Raw genomic sequence first — 17,800 nt, 5'->3', positions numbered from 1 at the left:
CCCATAAACATGGGCGCTCGGCGATCTGCTAGATTTATTCGCGCTGAAAATGACTGCATCAACGTTCGATGTGGCTAACCTCAAGTGGGCATGCGCCGCAAACGAACGTCGCGGTGCGTGGTGAAAACAAAAAACCAATAACGAGTAAGTTTCATGCCGAAGTGCGACAACCCAAGGTGTCCGACTTGTTACCCGAACTGGAAAGAGGAAGAGGCAGCCGCCAAAAAGCGGGCGGAAGATGACAGGCAAGACTGCATCAACTGCTGGCGCTTCTATCAGAGGAAAGCAGAGGCTATCGTATCCGTTGACGATCCAATCGCGCGCAACCGGCGCATCAACGCTGCTTACGCGCAATTGTGGCTGGACGACCATCGGTTCCAATGGGCTGGGCTCGCTGCATTTGCATCCAAACAGGTTGGCTGCGGCCTGCTCAACGCCGCAGAGATGATCGGCAAGTCAAACCGACAGCGGGACGCCTACCAGCAATGGGACAAAGCCAGTTCACCGCTTGAACACCTGTCGCCTTATGCCTCGCCGCGTATGCCGGTACGCGATCAGGCGTCCGGCGGAGGCGCACGCAAGGTCTATGAGATGCTGGCGAAAGGCAACACCGCGTTGTTTCTCGATATCTGGCCGCTGCACATGTTTTACAAGAAATTCGGACTGTCGCGTTTCAGACGGTGCCTGCCGGAGCGGAAAAAGCTGCGCGGGTCCGTGGTATGGCCGATCGCAGATAAGGTGTTGTTTGGCGAAGAGCGACCCGAGATACTGAGAGGGTTCGGCGGGATCGACGCCGGCAATCTTACTGAAGGAGTCGCGCAGCTGGCTCGCCACGAGCAACTCAATATCCTGCAACCCGCCATGTACGACGATCCGGGTTTTGCCATATTGATGCGAGCTAACCAGTTCGCGTGGGCGTTGAACATCCCAACGGGATCGGCGCGGGAAATCCAGTTGACGCTGGCGAATCAATGCACGGTCACGGGTGCCAACGCAAAATTCGAGCTATTCAGCAAGGAGCCTCTGGCGAATCTGGCCAAGGCGGACCAACGAATGGCGTTCGTGCTACGAGCGGCGCAGCGGTTTGACGATTTGTTGCGCCATCCGATCGAGCGCCATTCTGTCGAGAACTCCCTGTTCCTGCTTGCAGGAGGCGGTGGGCAATGACAGAACCGGGAACCAGCAAATGGCGATGGCGGATTGCCGGCCTGATTCTTGGCATTGCCGCTGTGTGGGGAGTCTATGTGAAAGCCAGGCCGGCGGACGAAGTTGTACTGACCATCGGAGAACCTTATAAGCAGGTACGCCAACAATCCCGTTCGACGCTACCTGTGCTTACCGGTGACAACAGGATCAACCTCCATATCCAGCGGCCAGCCGTCCTACGGTTTAGCGACCCGCAATATGGATTTTCGACGCCTGCAGCGAAATTCTTGAGCCTTTATGCCGATGACAGCGGCAAGGTCGTGGCGGTTACTCTATCGCCGCAGCTTGACACTCTACCGCTCGACGAGGCGATGGCTGTCTTCATTGGTTTGCAGGATCAGTTCCGGCGCGGGGGATGGAAACCGTTTCGCGTAAATAGAAATCCGCCTATTGAAGACACTCGGGATACACGTGCACAAATACGACGTTGTGTCGCTCCCACGAGCTATTGGCAGGCCGGCAACACCTATCAAATCTCCCTCAATATCCGTTGCTTTCGCTCCGATGATCGTCCGAACGACGAGCGGTACCTGATCACTTTGGACCTTGGACTGCCTGTGTTTGGCGAACTGCCAAACGACCAGGAATGAATTGAACTTGAAGGCCGGTATCTGGATCATTCCCGGCAACGGATGAAAGCGAAAGAGCCGTACCCCCTACCGCTATCCGCTCCCCCGCTTCGCTTGTATGTCCCTCCACTTAATCACGCACTCATCCCCCAACAGGTGAGCCACGCTCACCTGTCGTCAAAATCTTTTCTTTTGCCGCTTCTGACGCTCGCTGCGACCATGGTGTCCAAGGAGATCAGAACATGTCCACCACCGATAGCAAACGCTTCGCCTTCCCGTTCAGTCAAACCATGCTCGTGGTGCTCGCCGGTGCGCTGATTCTGAGCGCCGCGATGGGCATCCGGCAGACCTTCGGCCTCTTCATCGGGCCGTTCTCGTTCGACCGCGGCCTGCCCGTCACGCTGATCGCTTTCGCCATCGCGCTGCACAACCTGGTGTGGGGTTTCGCGCAGCCGTTCGCGGGCGCCGCCGCGGACCGCTACGGCTCAGCGCCGGTGGTCGCATTCGGCGCGACGACCTTCGCAGCGGGCCTGGGCGTCGCGGCGGTGGCGCCGTCGGGCCCGATGCTGATCGTCGGCATGGGTCTGCTGGTCGGCATCGGCGTGAGTTGCACGACCTTCGGCGTGGTGTTGCCGGCGGTCGGCCGCATCGCCTCCCCGGAACAACGCAGCATGGCGATGGGGCTTGTCAGCGCGGGCGGCTCGGCGGGGCAGGTATTGATGATCCCGCTCGCGCAGAGCATTCGACTCAACTCGGGGATCGCCACGTCGCTCTTCGTGCTGGCCTTCATGATGCTACTGATCGCGCCGCTCGGCATCGTGCTGGACCGGCGCGCGGGTGTCGGCATGCAGGTCGGGGAGACGCCTGCCGTGCCGCTTCGCCAAGTCGTTGCTCAAGCGGCCCGGCATCGCGGATATCGACTCCTGACGCTCGGCTTCTTCACCTGTGGATTTCAACTCGCGTTCATCGCCACCCATTTGCCTGAATATCTGACGCTCTGTCACATGCCTGTCGGGTTGGGCGCAACGGCGCTCGCGCTGATCGGCCTGTTCAACATGGCAGGCAGTTGGGGATGCGGCTGGCTCGGCGGACGGTTCCGGCAGCAGCACGTACTTGGCTGGCTCTACCTCATTCGAAGCTTGACGATCGGCGCCTTCTTTCTCCTGCCGAAGTCCTCCGTTTCCGTTGTCATCTTCGCGGCCGTGATGGGACTGACCTGGCTCGGCACCGTGCCTTTGACGAGCGGGCTCGTCGCGAAGGTGTTCGGCACGCGGCACCTCGGCAGTCTGTTCGGGGTCTGCTTTCTGAGCCATCAGATCGGCTCGTTTCTGGGTGCGTGGCTCGGCGGGCTGGTGTTCGATCTGACCGGTTCGTATTCGCTGCTCTGGGAAGCAACCGTCGCCGCCGGACTCATCGCCGCGATGCTGCATTTTCCGATCGACGACAAGGCGGTGAGTTCGCCTGCGATGCGGTCCGAGGCGGTGAGCGCTTGAGGACCTCGGGCGCTTGCGTGCTTGTGGCTTGTGAGCCTCACAGCGTGAGGGCCCGATCGCGAGCGTGTGCTTATGCGCAAGCACGCATCCGCACGCGCGCCGCGAATCCCCACCCCGCGCTCCAATGCTATTTCTGCGACGCGTCCACCGCCGCCTTCGGCACGCGCCCCATCAAATAGAACTCGTCGTTCGGACGCATCGAAATGACATTGGCCATCCGGTTCGACAAGCCGAAAAATGCCGTGATTGCCGCGATATCCCACACGTCTTCATCCGAAAAACCATGCTCGCGCAGGGTCTGAAAATCGGCATCGTCGACCGTGCCGGATTCGCGGCAGACCTTCAGCGCGAAATCGAGCATCGCCTTCTGGCGCGCCGTGATATCCGCCTTGCGATGATTGACGGCCACCTGATCCGCAAGCAACGGCGCCTTTTCGTAAATACGTAGAATCGCGCCGTGCGCGACCACGCAATACAGGCACTGATTCACCGCGCTCGTGGCAACGACGATCATCTCGCGTTCGCCTTTGGTCAAGCCGCCCTCTTTCAACATCAACGCGTCGTGGTACGCAAAAAAGGCGCGGAATTCGTCCGGCCGGTGCGCCAGCGTCAGGAATACGTTCGGCACAAAGCCGGCCTTCTGCTGGACCTCGAGAATGCGGGCGCGGATGTCGTCCGGCCATTCGCTCGGCTCAGGCACGGGATAGCGGCTGATCGGCTGAAGGTTTGCCATGCGGTGTCTCCGTTATGTCTGTATGTGCACGACGATTGTAGCAATGCAGGCTTTCAGCCTTCCCGGCAGCGCCGTTTTGCCAACCTGTGCTTAAATCCCATGTCGGCCTGCTGCATTCGTGCCGCCTCGCGGAGCGGGTGCGCGTCCGCCCAGTAACCGGCAGGAACGGAACATGCGGTCCGCGTTCGTGCCGGTGTCGATCGGGCGCCAACTGGACGCGAACAAATTCAAATCCAATCATTGCATCAAGAGGAGCGCGGTTGTGTGGCATTTTCCGGTTGCTATTCCACCCTCGCTGGGCGTGTGGGCCGTCTTCATGAGCGTGCTGATCACGCAGCTCGGCATGCCGATTCCGGCGGCGCCCATGCTGATCCTCGGCGGAACGATGGCGGCAACGGGACAGACCTCTTACGCCAGTGTGGTGGCCGCCGCTGTCGGTGCGACGATGATTGCGGACGCGTTATGGTTCTTCACCGGGCGCGCGTACGGCCGGCGCTTGCTGAATCAGCTGGTGCGCTTCTCGCTCTCGCTCGACACCACTGTGCGCGTCGCGCGCAACACCTACGAACGGTACGGTGCCCCGATTCTCACCGTTGCGAAATTCCTGCCCGGCCTCGGCCTGATCTCGGCGCCGCTGCTCGGCACGACGCCAATCAACGTCGGCGTGTTTCTGCTGTGGGATTTTGTCGGCGCGGTGCTATGGGCCAGCGTGTGGGTGATCGGCGGCGCGGCTCTTCACGATCAGATCGTGCAACTCGTTCTGCTCGTGCGCCATAACGGCGGCACGATTTTCGATGCGTTCGCGGCAATCTTCGTTGCCGCGCTCCTCTATCGCTGCGTACGCCGCTGGCAGTTTCGCCGCTGGCTCGCGCATGTGCGCATCTCGCCGGAACAGCTCGACGAAATGATGAACTCCAACGAGCCACCGCTGATTCTCGATGCGCGGCCGCGCAGCATACGCGCGAAAGAATCGCACCGGATTGCCGGCGCGCAGGTGCTGGATCTCGATTCGCCCGAGCCGCTGCATCCCGAGCTACTGAAGCGGCCAATTGTCGTCTATTGCGTCTGTCCTAACGAAGCGACCGCCAAGCGGATCGTCAATCAGTTGCATCGAAAGAATATCCACCAAGTGAAAGCGCTCAAGGGCGGCCTCGACGCATGGGAAAAGCGCGGCTATCCGGTCGAGCCCCTGCCGCCCGACTTCGAGACGGCGATGGCCCATATGTCGGAAGACGCAGGCGACGAGGGCGAATACACCGTGCGGGCGAGACTGGCGAAATGACAGCGGGCGCCGCAGGCGGTTGAACTCGCGCCTCAACACAACGCCGCTGCAAAAAACCGCTTGCACCTGGCCATCAATGTGTGCAACATGCATATATGCACGTTGCACACATTGAGGCATTTCCATGACGCAGCGCACAGAGAACCTGCTTGGCGTGCTAGCCCTGCTGGTCACGGACGAGATGAATGCGCAGCCTACCGTGGCCGCGCTCGCGGGCCCCACTGCCCGCGCCATGCTCAACGCCGTCGGCCAATATCCCGATTCATCCATTGAAGTACTGCGCGAGGCGGTCGATCTTTCGCATCCGGCTGCGGTCCGCGCCGTCGCGGGTCTGGTGGACGCCGGCCTTGTCGTAAAGAAATCGGGCACGGACAAACGTTCCGTCGCGCTGGCTTTGACCGCTTCCGGCAAGCGTGAGGCCAAACGCCTGCAAACGGCACGTGAGCGGATGCTCCAACGCATTGTCGGCCAGCTTGACGAGCACGAGCGCGCCGTGCTCGAAAGCCTGCTGATCAAGATCCTATGGAGTGAAACCCGCGATCCGGCACATGCCATGCAACTGTGCCGCCTTTGCGACGATGGTCCCTGCCTGAAAGCCGGCTGTCCGGTCGAATGCCGCGAACAGGGGCTGCCGATGCCTGCGCGGAGCGGCACATGAATGCCGCCGCGCCGGTGCGCTGGCCGGCGATCGCCGCGTTGACCGCGGTGTCGGCGCTCTCGCAGATCGGCCAGTTCGGCATCGGCTTCATGGTGCTGCCGGTGTGGCTAGCCCATCGCGGTCTCGACGCACCGCGCGCCGGCCTTTTCTCCGCGTCGCAATGGACCGGCATGCTGGCCGGCTTGCTGATCGCGCCGTGGCTGGTGGCGCGTGTCGGTGCGAAGCGCACGGTGTCGCTGGGACTCGCCGCCACACTAGTTGCGTTCGCGACGATGAACGCGTTGTGGTGGCCGTTATGGCTCGTGCCTGGCTTGTTGACCGGCCTCGGCATCGGTTTGCGCTGGATCGCCAACGAAACGTGGCTCTATCGGCTTGTGCCGGCTGAATCGAGCGGACGTGTTGTGGGTGTGCACGAAGCGCTGATCGCTAGCGCAGGCGTAATCGGTCCGGCGTTGGCGGTGTGGTGCGCGGTCGACGGAAGCATCACGTTCGCGGCCGGCGCGGCCTTCACGTTTGCTGCCGCCGTTCCGCTGTGGCTGACCGCGTCGGACGACGGGCGCCCTGCTGCCGAAGCAGCACACCCAGCGCGACGAACCAAGGCTGGGAAAAACGCCCCGATCGGCCCATTGGTCAGCCTCGGCATGGTGGTGGTCGCGGCAGGCGGTATCGGCGATGGCGCGCTCTACGGCCTCTTCCCGCTGTTCGCCGACGCCCACGGCCTCACTACGACGCAGACGGCCACACTGCTCACGCTGTTCGGCGTCGGTGGCATGGCGCTGCAATTTCCGGTCGGCTGGTTCGGCGATCGCGCGGGCCTCGCCGCCACGGTTATCGCCTGCGCGGCGCTTAGCACGCTGGCAATCTGCGGTTTCGCGCTCGCCGCGCCCGCCTCATGGCTCGCCTCGGCGAGCGCCCTGCTGCTCGGCGGCATGAACAGCGCGTACATCACACTCGGCATGGTCGCGGCTGCATGCAGCGACAAAGCCGCGCTGACGCGCAACATGCGGCTGGTGTCGCTGACCTTCACCGCGAGTTCGATCGTGGGGCCGCTTATCGCCGGCTTCGCGATGAACGCACGCGGCCCCGATATGCTGATGTGGCAACTGGCGATCATGAGCGGCGCGCTCGTGGCCTACACGCTCGGCTTGCGCGAAGGCCGGCGTCAACCCGATCGATCGTCGTCGATGGGCTGAGCCTGGATCAAGCCGCTTGTGTTTCAAGCCGCTTGTGTTTCAAGCCGCTTGATGTGTCTGGAACGAGCCTAACGTTCAGCCACTTTCCGCTGCCGCCACAGACACAACAGATCGCACGCGATATGCGCGGCGGCAATCGCCGTGATCTCGCTCTGATCATAAAACGACCCGCCTCATCGCGTGGCCCGGCTTGACGGCGGGTCACGCGCCACGGCCTCTTCTGCCTGCCCTGCCTATGCTCCAATTCTCTAACCAGTCTCACGTCGCCTCGTATTACGCAGCCACGGCCAACGACACCACGCGCCATCCCCCGCTCGAAGAGACGCTCAACGTCGACGTCTGTGTGATCGGCGCGGGCCTCACCGGCATCTCGACCGCGTTGAATCTCGCTGAGCGCGGTCACTCGGTCGCGGTGCTCGAAGCATCGAAAGTTGGATGGGCCGCGAGCGGCCGCAACGGTGGCCAGTTGATCGGCGGCTTTGCCTGCGATATCGATACATTCGCGACGTTCATGCCCGCGGATGACGTGAAGCGTGTTTGGGACATGGGGCTCGAAACCCTGGACATCGTCAAGGAGCGCGTCGCGAAGCATCAGATCGATTGTGACCTGACCATCGGTTACCTGACCGCGGCGAACAAGCCACGCGATACGGATGCTTTGCAAAAATGGCGCGACGAAGCGCAACGGCGCTTCGGCTATGACCGCTTCAGTTATGTCGACGCCGATGGCATCGGCAACTATGTTCAATCGCAGCGCTACCTCGGCGGATTGTTCGATGCGGACAGCGGCCATCTGCATCCGCTGAATTACACGCTCGGGCTGGCGCGCGCCGCACGCGCCGCCGGCGTACAGATTTTCGAAGACAGTTGCGTCGTCGCGTTGCGCCAGGAAAGCGGCCGGCATGTGGCCGAAACCGCGCGCGGCAAGGTGAACGCGCAATTCGTCGTGCTCGCCTGCAATACCTATCTTGGCCAACTCGCGCCGGAGGTCGCCAGCAAGATCATGCCGGTCGGCACCTACGTGATCGCCACCGAACCGCTCGACCCCGATCGCGCCGAAGCGCTGATGCCGGCCAAAGCGGCCGTATGCGACAGCCGCTTCGTGCTGGACTATTTCCGGCCTGCTCCCGACAACCGTTTGCTGTGGGGCGGTAAAGTCAGCTACTCGAAGCTCGCGCCGCGCAATCTGGGCGAAGCGATGCGCCGCGATATGCTGAAGACCTTCCCGCAACTCGACGATGTCAAAATCGACTATGCGTGGGGCGGTTTCGTCGACATCACGATGAATCGCGCGCCGCATTTCGGCCGGCTTTCGCCTACCGTGTATTTCGCGCAGGGCTTCTCCGGACATGGCGTCAACACCACCGGGCTCGCGGGCAAACTGATCGCCGAAGCGATCGACGGCCAGGCGTCGCGTTTCGATCTGTTCGGCAAGATTCGTCACCGTGACTTCCCGGGCGGCGCTACACTGCGGACCCCTGCCCTCGTCCTCGCGATGGCCTGGTATCGAATGAAGGACCTGCTCTGATGAATGCTCCGACGCCTGGCTTCAATACCCTCGACCGGCGCGCCGACGCGCTAATCGCCAACTCTTATTACGAGGCGAGCGCCGCCCGTCCGCTGACCGACGATCCCGTGCTCGACGGCACGCTGGAGGCCGATGTCTGCGTGATCGGCGCGGGTTTCTCCGGTTTATCGGTGGCGCTGGAATGCCGGGCCCGCGGCTTGTCGGTGGTGGTGCTCGATGCGCACCGCCCTGGCTGGGGCGCGTCAGGCCGTAACGGCGGTCAGACGCTGGTCGGCTTCGCCAAGGACGAGATCATCGAGCGCCAACTCGGACTCGACGGCGCCCGCGCCGCATGGGCGATGTCGGTGGAAGGCGTGGCGCTCGTGCGCGAGCGCATCGAACGCTATGGGATCGATTGCGATTTCACCTCCGGTTATCTGACGGTAGCGACCAAACCGAAACGTGTGCCGGATTTGCGTTCGTGGATGGAATCGGCCTCGCAACGCTGGGGTTATACGAAGCTCTCGTGGCTCGATACCGACGAAGTGCGTTCACGCGTCGCTTCGCAACGCTATCTGGCCGGCGTCTACGATCCGTTTTCGGGTCACCTGCATCCGCTCAAATACTGCCTCGGCCTCGCCGATGCGGCACGTCGTGAAGGTGCGCAACTGTTCGCGCATTCGCCGGTGATCGAAGTGGTGCGCGGTGCGCGGCCTGTTGTGCGTACCGCTGACGGCGAAGTACGCTGCCGCTTCGTCGCGGCGTGCGGCAATGCGACGATTGGCGACGTGTTGCCCGCGCCGGTCGCCGCGCGCATCGCGCCGATCGCGTCTTACATCGTCGCCACGGAGCCGCTCGGCCAGGCACGTGCCGATGCGTTGATCAAAGGGCGCGAAGCGATTTGCGACAATAACTTCTTCCTCGATTATTTCCGTCTGTCGGCTGATCATCGCGTGCTGTTCGGCGGACGCGCAAGTTCGACCGGCGCCTCGCCTGTGCAACTCGGCGAAGAGATTCGCAAGCGCATGATCGGCGTGTTTCCGCAACTCGCCGATGTGCGAATCGACTATGCGTGGGGCGGTTTCGTCGACGTGACGCGCAATCGCGCGCCCGATTTTGGCTCGATCGATCCGAACTACTTCTACGTGCAGGGCTTTTCCGGGCATGGTGTGGCGTTGACGGGAATTGCCGGACGCGTGATTGCAAAGGCCATGGCGGGTGAAACGGCGGCTTTCGATCTATTCGCGCAGTTGCGGCATGCACGCTTTCCAGGCGGGCCGGCGTTGCGTGGTCCGGCGCTTGAACTCGGGATGATGTATCACCGGATGCTGGAGTTGTTTTAGGCGCTTGTCCGGCGTTATTGTTCATGCATGCCAATGCGCAAGCGCTTCACCGCCGCTGCGGCCCGAACATACGTGACAACGCACGCGCAAGTTCCTTGACGACGGCATCGGCCGTCGCCCGATAAAGCAGCGCGCGTTGCGGGCCCGTATCGCCCCCTCCGTCGAATCGGTATGACCAACATGACTCACGCTCTTCTCCTCACCAACGTGCGGCTGGCTGACGGCCAGACGGTTTCCGTAGCGGTCGCCGACGGTCGCATCACGGCGCTCGGGCCGCATGTCGAGCCGCAAGCCGGTGCTTTAGTCGAAGACGGCGGCGGCGCGTTGCTGCTGCCGGGTTTCGTCGAAGGGCACACGCACCTCGACAAAAGCCACTGGGGCCGTCCGTGGTATCGCAACGAAGTCGGACCCACGCTAGTCCACCGCATCAGCAACGAGCGCGAATGGCGCAAGGCGTCGGGGCACGACGCGGCTGTCCAGTCGCTCGCGCTCGCGCGGGCATTCGTGCAGGCCGGCACGACGCGCCTGCGCACCCACGTCGACGTCGATACCGATGCGCAGCTGCGTTATGTCGACGGCGTGCTCAGCACACGGCAGACACTGCGTAATGTGCTCGACATGCAGATCGTCGCGTTTCCGCAGTCGGGCATGTTGATCCGTCCCGGCACGGTCGAGCTGCTCGGCAACGCGCTCGCCGAAGGCGCCGACGTACTCGGCGCGCTCGATCCCGCCTTGATCGACGGCGATCCCGTTGCGTCGCTGAACGCGACCTTTGAGCTCGCGGAACGCTACCGCAAGCCGATCGATATCCATCTGCACGAGCCCGGCGAAGTCGGCGCTTTCACATTGAAACTGCTGCTCGATCGCGTCGAGGCAATGGGCATGCAGGGCCGGGTTGTGGTCAGTCACGCGTTTTGTCTCGGCGCCTTACCGGAACGTGAACGCGACGTACTGCTCGAACGGATCGCGCATTTACGCGTGGCGCTTCTGACCAGCGCGCCGCCGTCTCGCCCGGTTCCGCCGCTCAAAATTTGCAGGGACAAAGGCGTCACGATCTTCGGCGGCAACGATGGTATTCGCGACACCTGGTCGCCGTATGGCGTGCCGGACATGCTCGAGCGCGCGATGCTGATCGGCATGCGCTACGACTTGCGGCGCGACGACGACCTCGAGATGGCATTCCACTGCGTGAGCGATGCTGCCGCTCTAGGTTGCGGTTTCAGCGACTACGGTCTGCGCGTCGGCGCACGCGCGGACCTCGTGCTGGTCGATGCGGAATCCGTCGCGCATGCCGTGGTTGCGCGGCCCAGACGCAAGCTGGTTGTGGCGAACGGACGTATCGTCGTGCGCGACGGCGCGCTGATCGACGTCCATGCGGCATAAGACGCGTGCGTACCGCACGTGAAGAGTCTTCATCCAGAGCAATGAGCAACGTGTCGATGCGCTGATCGAGCACAGCTGCGTCATCACACTCGCCCCCCCCCCCACGCGCGTTCTGCAAGCACGGCCACTCGTCGCCCCTGGCGTTTACCCGGGGAACCCATTTTGTTGACTATTTATCGATAAATTATCGTGTTAGATTTCGTCGCCCGCGAGCCGTTGCAACCTGGCGCAACCCGCCACACACCCAAATGCAACCGGCTCTCGCCAAGCGCCCAAAGCGGCGCGCGCAGCGGCAAAACAACGACATAGCAGCGACACAGGAGAATCACGATGTGGGTTTTGATTGGCGTGCCAATCGTCGTACTCGGCTTTGCATTGCGCTTCAACGCGCTACTGGTGGTGACGATCGCGGGGATCGCCACCGGCGTGGCCGGTGGCTTGCAACCCGTGGAGATCGTCAGCGCATTCGGCAAGGCGTTCGCGGATAACCGCTACATGGGCCTGATCTGGCTCACGCTGCCGGTGATCGCGCTGCTCGAACGCAACGGCCTGAAAGAACAGGCCAAACACCTGATTTCACGTTTGCACGCCGCCACCACCGGGCGCGTGCTGATGCTGTATTTCGTGATTCGCCAGATCACCGCCGCGCTCGGACTCACGTCGCTCGGCGGCCATGCGCAGATGGTGCGGCCGCTGATCGCGCCGATGGCCGAGGCTGCCGCCGCGAATCGCTACGGTGAACTGCCCGATGCCGTGCGGCAGCAGATTCGCGCGAATGCGTCGGCGGTCGACAACATTGCCGTGTTCTTCGGCGAAGACATTTTCATTGCGATCCAGTCGATCCTGCTGATCAAGGGTTTCCTGGAACAGAACGGCATCATGGTCGAACCGCTGCAGGTGTCGGTGTGGGCCATTCCCACTGCGATCGCCGCACTCGTGATTCACGTGGTGCGCCTGATGCTGCTCGACCGCAATCTGTCGCACAAGATGACTACGTTGGGCATGGAACGGGCACAGGCACGAGGCATCGCACAATCATGATCAAGCTCGAATCCCTCTACGTGCTGGCCGGTTTGATGTTTGCCGCGTTCGCGCTCTTCAATCTGCAGGACCGCTCGAATCCGCGACGCGTCGTCAACTTTCTGTTCTGGGGCATCTATGCGATCACCTTTATGTTCGGCGGAGAACTGCCGCATTTCGTGACCGGTTGCCTCGCCATCGCACTCGCCTTGATCGCCGGTTCCGGCAAGCTGGGCAAAGGCAAAACGGACGCCAACAGCGAAGCGGCCGGCGCGCGCCGCGAAGCCAAAGCACAGCGCTTCGGCAATAAGCTTTTCATCCCGGCGCTGCTGATTCCGATCATCACCTTGCTCGGCACGTTGACGCTGAAATACGTCCCGTTCGTCGACCCGAAGAACGTCACGCTGATTTCGCTGGTGCTAGGCACGCTTGTCGCTTTTGGCACGGCGCTTGTCATGTTGCGCGACTCGCCGGTGCACGCGTTGAAAGACGCGCGGCACACCATGGATACCGTGGGTTGGGCCGCCATCCTGCCGCAGATGTTGGCTGCCCTCGGCGCGCTGTTTGCGATCGCCGGCGTGGGCCACGTGGTGTCGGATCTCGTGAAGACCTGGATTCCAGTCGACTCCGCTTTCGCCGTGGTCGCCGCCTATACATTCGGCATGGCGATCTTCACCATGATCATGGGTAATGCGTTCGCCGCCTTTCCGGTCATGACAGCAGGCATCGGCTTGCCGTTGATCGTGCATCAATTCCATGGCAACCCGGCGATTCTCGGCGCCATCGGCATGCTGTGCGGCTTCTGCGGCACTTTGATGACGCCAATGGCGGCCAACTTCAATATCGTGCCGGCTGCGCTGCTGGAACTGAAAGACCAGAACGGCGTGATCAAGGCGCAATGGCCGACCGCTTTACTATTGCTGATCGTCAATACCATACTGTTGTATCTGTTCGTATTCCGCTTTTGAGGAGGCGCCGATGACTATTCAACTTACCCCCGAATTCGCGTCCAAATTCGCTAATCTCGCACTCGCCCACCTCACGCGCGAGTATCCGAACAAGCTGACGCACTCGCTTGCCGGTCCGCAAGACGTGCAGGGCCCGCGCGCATTGCATCCGATTTTTTACGGCAGCTACGACTGGCATTCGTGCGTGCACGGCTACTGGCTGGTCCTGCATCTGCTCGAGCGCTTTCCCGATCTGCCTGAAGCGGCGCGCATCGTCGCGGTGGTCGACGAGCACTTCACCGACGCGAATGTGGCGGGCGAGCTTGCCTATCTCAACCTGCCGCATAACGGCGGCTTCGAGCGTCCGTACGGGTGGGCGTGGCTACTCGCGCTGAGCGCGCAACTCCATTCGCTGAAACGCTCGGAAGCCGCGCGCTGGTCCAAGACGTTTGCGCCGCTTACCGAGTTCTTTGTCGAGCGCTTCGAGGAATTCCTGCCGAAAGCGACCTACCCGTTGCGCGTCGGCACGCACTTCAACATGGCATTCGCGCTGGCGCTCACACTCGATTTCGCGCGGCAAACTTCGCGTGAACCGCTTGAGGCGCTACTGGTGAATACGGCGGAGCGCTGGTTTCTGAACGATGTCGCCTGTCAGGCCTGGGAGCCCGCCGGCGACGAGTTTTTGTCGCCTTCGCTGATGGAAGCGGAGTTGATGCGGCGCGTCTTGCCGCCCGCGCAATTCGTCGAATGGTTCCGGCGCTTTTTGCCGGACATTGGCGCGAAAAAGCCCGCCACGCTGTTCGAGCCGGTTACGGTGACCGACCGCAGCGATGGCAAGATCGCCCACCTGGATGGCCTGAATCTGAGCCGCGCATGGTGCCAGCGGTCGCTGGCCCGCGCGTTGCCCGCCGGTGACGTGCGCCGGACGGTATTGTTCGATTCGGCCGAGCGCCATCTTCAAAGCGCCCTGCCGCACGTGGCCGGCGACTATATGGGCGAACACTGGTTGGGCACGTTCGCCACGTTAGCTTTGGAAGCGTAAACGATGGGCTGACAGTGCCCTCCTCACTGAAGGCAAAAACGGCGCTGCGAGCGTGAAACGGTTTTGGCACACTACCGATTCGCGCCGCAAGCGCCGTTTTCTTTTGCCGCGTGATTCAGGCGCTAACTGTTACAGCGGCGTCGCTTGAGAATGCGGCCGTGCGAGGTTCATCGTTTCCGCACCCGGTTCGCGAGATAGACGCGCTGCGGTTGATGAGCAAAAAGCCGATCCGCAAATTCGAGCGGTTCCAGGCATAGTTCCAGGCACAATTCCCGGCGTTACTGAGCGGTCAGCTTTTTAGGCTTCGGCGGCGATTGAACCTTGTTGTACTGGAACTCGGGCGTCGCCTTCAACGCATCTTTGGTTGCGCCTGCCAGATAGAAATTGCCTGAACGAATATCGAGCGCAGCGACAGGAACCGCTACGTCATGCGACGCCACGCCGAGGAATCCGCCCGCCGCGACGATTGCAGCGGAGAGCGAACCGTCCGGCGCGACCACCAGATCGCGGATCGAACCGATCTTTTCGTTCTGGTCGTTGTACACGGCCTTGCCGAGAATGCTCTTCTTCACACTCCAGCCGCTCAGCAGGGCGTTCGACTGCGCGACGGTGACGCTCAAAGGTTGCGTGCCGGCGACTTGCGCCTGTGCACCAAAACTGCTTGCAGCTACCGCGACCACAACAACAAGTTTGCTCAAGTTCATATCGCTCACTCCGTTCCTGGTAGACTTGACCGGCACGTGCACTGCACCGAAGGAATCGCTGCAAAACGATCATACAGACTACGCTGCGCGTCTGCATCCAGACTGCTTTCTGCAAATGCCCGGACTCTGCGCAGTCCTACCGTCCCGCGCGGCAAGGTTGCATCAGTGACCCGCCAACCCGGTTGCGATCGCGCGTATACAGCCGCTGTAACAACCACATAACGGTAAAATCACGTCAGGCGATGACGCCCGTTTAGAGGTGGCAGTTTGACTGAGCTTGAACAGGGTTTCATTTTGACCCGACATTGGCGGGATACGCCCGCCGGCACGGAAGTCGATTTCTGGCTGGCAACAGACGGCGGGCCCCGGCACATCCGCCTGCGTCCTCAGCCTTCGGTAGCCTTCATTCCCGCCGGGCAGCGCGAGCGCGCGGAAACAGTCCTGCGCCGTGAAGCACCGCTCGATCTGCGCCCGCTCGATCTGTGCGACTTCCAGCATCGGCCGGTGATGGGGCTTTACTGCCCGCAGTACCGGCAATTGACGGGCTTCGAGAAACGCCTGAAACAAGGCGGCGTCGACGTCTACGAGGCCGACATCTTCCCGCCCGAGCGCTACATGATGGAGCGGTTCATTACCGCGCCGGTGTGGTTCAGCGGCGACATGCAACAAAGCGGCCCGCTTCTGAACAGCGAATTGAAGCCGGCCACGAACTACCGGCCGCCATTGAAGCTGGCCTCGCTCGATATCGAAACCAGCGCGCATGCGGAGCTCTATTCGATCGCGCTCGAAGGTTGCGGACAGCGTCAGGTCTATATGCTGGGACCGCCGAACGGCGACGCCGGCGATGTCGACTTCGACCTCGAATACTGCGAAACCCGTGCACAGCTGCTCGAAAAGTTAAACACGTGGCTGGAACGGCACGACCCCGACGCGATCATCGGCTGGAACCTTGTGCAGTTCGATCTGCGTGTGCTGCAACAGCACGCCGAACAATATCGCGTGCCGTTGCGGCTCGGCCGCGGCGGCGCGGTGATGGAATGGCGTGAGCACGGCCGCCAGCAGAATCATTTCTTTGCAGGCGCCGCGGGAAGATGGATCATCGACGGCATTGAAGCGTTGCGCTCGGCAACGTGGAGTTTCCCTTCGTTCAGCCTCGAACACGTATCGCGCTCGGTATTGGGCGAAGGCAAGGCGATCGACAATCCGTACCAGCGCATGGACGAAATCCAGCGCCGTTTCGACGAGGATAAGCCCGCGCTCGCGCGCTACAACCTGAAAGATTGCGAGCTGGTCACCCGTATCTTTGCGAAGACCGAGTTGCTGCCGTTTCTGCTGGAACGCGCGACGGTCACCGGTTTGCCCGCGGATCGCAGCGGTGGCTCGGTCGCGGCGTTCACGCATCTGTATATGCCGCGGATGCATCGGCAAGGCTACGTCGCGCCGAATCTCGGCGATGTAGCCGGTGCCGCGAGCCCCGGTGGCTTCGTGATGGACTCACGGCCCGGTCTCTACGATTCCGTACTCGTGCTCGACTACAAGAGTCTGTACCCGTCGATCATCCGCACGTTTCTGATCGACCCGGTGGGTCTCGTGGAAGGCATGCTGAATCCCGGCGACGACCAATCGGTGCCGGGCTTTCTCGGCGCACGCTTTTCGCGCACACGCCATTGTTTGCCGTCGATCGTCGGCCAGGTGTGGCAGGGGCGCGAAACCGCCAAACGCGAGCAGAACAAACCGCTTTCGCAGGCACTGAAGATCATCATGAACGCGTTTTACGGCGTGCTCGGATCCACCGGCTGCCGGTTCTTCGACCCGCGTCTCGCGTCGTCGATCACCATGCGCGGCCATGAAATCATGCACACCACGCGCGAGCTGATCCAGGCGCAAGGCTACGAGGTCATTTACGGCGATACGGATTCGACTTTCGTCTGGCTGAAGCACGCGCACAGTGAGGAAGAAGCGAGCCGCATCGGCCGCGCGCTTGTCGAGCATATCAACGCGCAGTGGCGGGAGAATCTGCAAACGCGTTTCGGCCTCGACAGCGCGCTCGAATTGCAATTCGAGCGGCACTACAAGCGCTTTTTCATGCCGACGATTCGCGGTGCCGAGGAAGGCAGCAAGAAACGCTATGCCGGGCTGACTATTTTGCCGGACGGCAGCGAGGACATCGTCTACAAAGGGCTCGAAACAGTGCGTACCGATTGGACGCCGCTCGCCCAGCAGTTTCAGCAGGAACTGTATCGGCGAATCTTCAAGCAGCAGCCCTATCAGGATTATGTGCGCGACTATGTGCGCGATACGCTGGCAGGAAAACTGGACGATCAGCTGGTGTACCGCAAGCGGCTGCGCAGGCCGCTCGGCGATTACGAGCGCAACGTGCCGCCGCATGTGCGCGCGGCACGCGTGGCCGACGAGTTCTACCGGCAACAGGGGCGCCCGTTGCAATATCAGAACGGCGGCTGGATCAGTTACGTGATGACGACCGCCGGACCGGAACCGCTCGAAACGCTGCGCTCGGCGATCGACTACGAGCACTATCTGACACGGCAGTTGCAGCCTGTCGCCGATGCGATTCTGCCGTTATTGCGCGACGATTTCACGACACTGATGTCGGGGCAGAAGCAGCTGTTCTGAGCCGGTGTCAGCATCGCGCTCATCGTTAACCGATAAACCAGCGCCGCCCTGTAACTTGCAATTGCCGTGACAACAGCCGGGCGCGA

At 62.0% G+C, this 17,800-nt stretch carries 15 protein-coding genes and 1 pseudogene; 13 read left to right on the top strand and 3 right to left on the bottom strand.

The window, feature by feature from the left end:
* The first annotated feature begins 153 nt into the window (after positions 1-153).
* The 3 genes from P0D84_RS26830 to P0D84_RS26820 all read left to right on the top strand — a co-directional run bounded on the left by P0D84_RS26830 (position 154) and on the right by P0D84_RS26820 (position 3,268).
* Positions 154-1,167, top strand: coding sequence for a DUF2515 family protein (locus P0D84_RS26830; RefSeq protein WP_408341678.1), 1,014 nt, complete (start codon positions 154-156; stop codon positions 1,165-1,167).
* On the top strand, positions 1,164-1,796 hold the full coding sequence (locus tag P0D84_RS26825; RefSeq protein ID WP_408341677.1) for a flagellar biosynthesis sigma factor: 633 nt from the start codon (positions 1,164-1,166) through the stop codon (positions 1,794-1,796). Before P0D84_RS26830 ends, P0D84_RS26825 begins: the two co-directional genes overlap by 4 nt.
* Positions 1,797-2,017: 221 nt before the next feature.
* On the top strand, positions 2,018-3,268 hold the full coding sequence (locus tag P0D84_RS26820) for an MFS transporter (protein WP_408341676.1): 1,251 nt from the start codon (positions 2,018-2,020) through the stop codon (positions 3,266-3,268).
* A 127-nt stretch (positions 3,269-3,395) separates the two neighbouring features.
* Here P0D84_RS26820 and P0D84_RS26815 read toward each other — a convergent pair whose 3' ends face one another.
* Positions 3,396-4,001, bottom strand: a complete 606-nt coding sequence (locus tag P0D84_RS26815; protein WP_408341675.1) for a peroxidase-related enzyme — start codon at positions 3,999-4,001, stop codon at positions 3,396-3,398.
* A 262-nt stretch (positions 4,002-4,263) separates the two neighbouring features.
* Here P0D84_RS26815 and P0D84_RS26810 point away from each other — a divergent pair, with 262 nt between their 5' ends.
* From P0D84_RS26810 to P0D84_RS26800, 3 genes are all read left to right on the top strand, one after another.
* On the top strand, positions 4,264-5,283 hold the full coding sequence (locus tag P0D84_RS26810) for a VTT domain-containing protein (protein WP_408346019.1): 1,020 nt from the start codon (positions 4,264-4,266) through the stop codon (positions 5,281-5,283).
* A 124-nt stretch (positions 5,284-5,407) separates the two neighbouring features.
* On the top strand, positions 5,408-5,941 hold the full coding sequence (locus tag P0D84_RS26805) for a MarR family winged helix-turn-helix transcriptional regulator (RefSeq protein ID WP_408341674.1): 534 nt from the start codon (positions 5,408-5,410) through the stop codon (positions 5,939-5,941).
* Positions 5,938-7,134 (top strand): MFS transporter, encoded by a 1,197-nt coding sequence (locus P0D84_RS26800; RefSeq protein WP_408341673.1) that lies wholly within the window; start codon positions 5,938-5,940, stop codon positions 7,132-7,134. Before P0D84_RS26805 ends, P0D84_RS26800 begins: the two co-directional genes overlap by 4 nt.
* 68 nt (positions 7,135-7,202) lie before the next feature.
* Here the strand turns inward: P0D84_RS26800 and P0D84_RS26795 are convergent.
* A pseudogene (locus P0D84_RS26795) lies at positions 7,203-7,295 on the bottom strand (agmatinase); the annotation flags it as partial.
* A 74-nt stretch (positions 7,296-7,369) separates the two neighbouring features.
* On the opposite strand from P0D84_RS26795, the gene P0D84_RS26790 reads away from it, so the two are divergent.
* From P0D84_RS26790 to P0D84_RS26765, 6 genes are all read left to right on the top strand, one after another.
* The gene (locus P0D84_RS26790) at positions 7,370-8,662 is read left to right on the top strand and encodes an NAD(P)/FAD-dependent oxidoreductase (protein ID WP_408341672.1); all 1,293 of its coding nucleotides are present in this window, start codon (positions 7,370-7,372) and stop codon (positions 8,660-8,662) included.
* Positions 8,662-9,984, top strand: a complete 1,323-nt coding sequence (locus P0D84_RS26785) for an NAD(P)/FAD-dependent oxidoreductase (RefSeq protein WP_408341671.1) — start codon at positions 8,662-8,664, stop codon at positions 9,982-9,984. Before P0D84_RS26790 ends, P0D84_RS26785 begins: the two co-directional genes overlap by 1 nt.
* Positions 9,985-10,164: 180 nt before the next feature.
* Entirely contained in the window at positions 10,165-11,367 is a 1,203-nt protein-coding gene (locus P0D84_RS26780) for an amidohydrolase family protein (protein WP_408341670.1), read from the top strand.
* Positions 11,368-11,697: 330 nt separating this feature from the next.
* Positions 11,698-12,408 (top strand): DUF969 domain-containing protein, encoded by a 711-nt coding sequence (locus P0D84_RS26775; RefSeq protein ID WP_408341669.1) that lies wholly within the window; start codon positions 11,698-11,700, stop codon positions 12,406-12,408.
* Positions 12,405-13,355, top strand: a complete 951-nt coding sequence (locus P0D84_RS26770) for a DUF979 domain-containing protein (RefSeq protein ID WP_408341668.1) — start codon at positions 12,405-12,407, stop codon at positions 13,353-13,355. The genes P0D84_RS26775 and P0D84_RS26770 overlap by 4 nt, the downstream gene beginning before the upstream one ends.
* A gap of 10 nt (positions 13,356-13,365) precedes the next feature.
* Positions 13,366-14,376 carry a DUF2891 domain-containing protein gene (locus P0D84_RS26765; protein WP_408341667.1) on the top strand — a complete coding sequence of 337 codons (1,011 nt, stop codon included), beginning with the start codon at positions 13,366-13,368 and terminating at the stop codon, positions 14,374-14,376.
* 278 nt (positions 14,377-14,654) lie between these two features.
* On the opposite strand, the gene P0D84_RS26760 is transcribed toward P0D84_RS26765, so the two are convergent.
* Positions 14,655-15,080 carry a PRC-barrel domain-containing protein gene (locus P0D84_RS26760; protein WP_408341666.1) on the bottom strand — a complete coding sequence of 142 codons (426 nt, stop codon included), beginning with the start codon at positions 15,078-15,080 and terminating at the stop codon, positions 14,655-14,657.
* 267 nt (positions 15,081-15,347) lie between these two features.
* Between P0D84_RS26760 and P0D84_RS26755 the strand changes: the two genes are divergently transcribed.
* Entirely contained in the window at positions 15,348-17,714 is a 2,367-nt protein-coding gene (locus P0D84_RS26755; RefSeq protein ID WP_408341665.1) for a DNA polymerase II, read from the top strand.
* Positions 17,715-17,800: the final 86 nt, after the last annotated feature.

This window comes from Paraburkholderia sp. RL17-337-BIB-A (assembly GCF_046025895.1).
In the GTDB taxonomy this organism is placed as follows: domain Bacteria; phylum Pseudomonadota; class Gammaproteobacteria; order Burkholderiales; family Burkholderiaceae; genus Paraburkholderia; species Paraburkholderia fungorum_C.
The sequence above is the reverse complement of the archived record's forward strand: the minus strand, read 5'-3'. Positions and strand labels throughout refer to the sequence as shown.

Bases quoted from the DNA above. Each gene is read 5' to 3' on its own strand.
- P0D84_RS26830 (WP_408341678.1), top strand. From the start codon at position 154: ATGCCGAAGTGCGACAACCCAAGGTGTCCGACTTGTTACCCGAACTGG.
- P0D84_RS26825 (WP_408341677.1), top strand. From the start codon at position 1,164: ATGACAGAACCGGGAACCAGCAAATGGCGATGGCGGATTGCCGGCCTG.
- P0D84_RS26820 (WP_408341676.1), top strand. From the start codon at position 2,018: ATGTCCACCACCGATAGCAAACGCTTCGCCTTCCCGTTCAGTCAAACC.
- P0D84_RS26815 (WP_408341675.1), bottom strand. From the start codon at position 4,001: ATGGCAAACCTTCAGCCGATCAGCCGCTATCCCGTGCCTGAGCCGAGC.
- P0D84_RS26805 (WP_408341674.1), top strand. From the start codon at position 5,408: ATGACGCAGCGCACAGAGAACCTGCTTGGCGTGCTAGCCCTGCTGGTC.
- P0D84_RS26800 (WP_408341673.1), top strand. From the start codon at position 5,938: ATGAATGCCGCCGCGCCGGTGCGCTGGCCGGCGATCGCCGCGTTGACC.
- P0D84_RS26790 (WP_408341672.1), top strand. From the start codon at position 7,370: ATGCTCCAATTCTCTAACCAGTCTCACGTCGCCTCGTATTACGCAGCC.
- P0D84_RS26785 (WP_408341671.1), top strand. From the start codon at position 8,662: ATGAATGCTCCGACGCCTGGCTTCAATACCCTCGACCGGCGCGCCGAC.
- P0D84_RS26780 (WP_408341670.1), top strand. From the start codon at position 10,165: ATGACTCACGCTCTTCTCCTCACCAACGTGCGGCTGGCTGACGGCCAG.
- P0D84_RS26775 (WP_408341669.1), top strand. From the start codon at position 11,698: ATGTGGGTTTTGATTGGCGTGCCAATCGTCGTACTCGGCTTTGCATTG.
- P0D84_RS26770 (WP_408341668.1), top strand. From the start codon at position 12,405: ATGATCAAGCTCGAATCCCTCTACGTGCTGGCCGGTTTGATGTTTGCC.
- P0D84_RS26765 (WP_408341667.1), top strand. From the start codon at position 13,366: ATGACTATTCAACTTACCCCCGAATTCGCGTCCAAATTCGCTAATCTC.
- P0D84_RS26760 (WP_408341666.1), bottom strand. From the start codon at position 15,080: ATGAACTTGAGCAAACTTGTTGTTGTGGTCGCGGTAGCTGCAAGCAGT.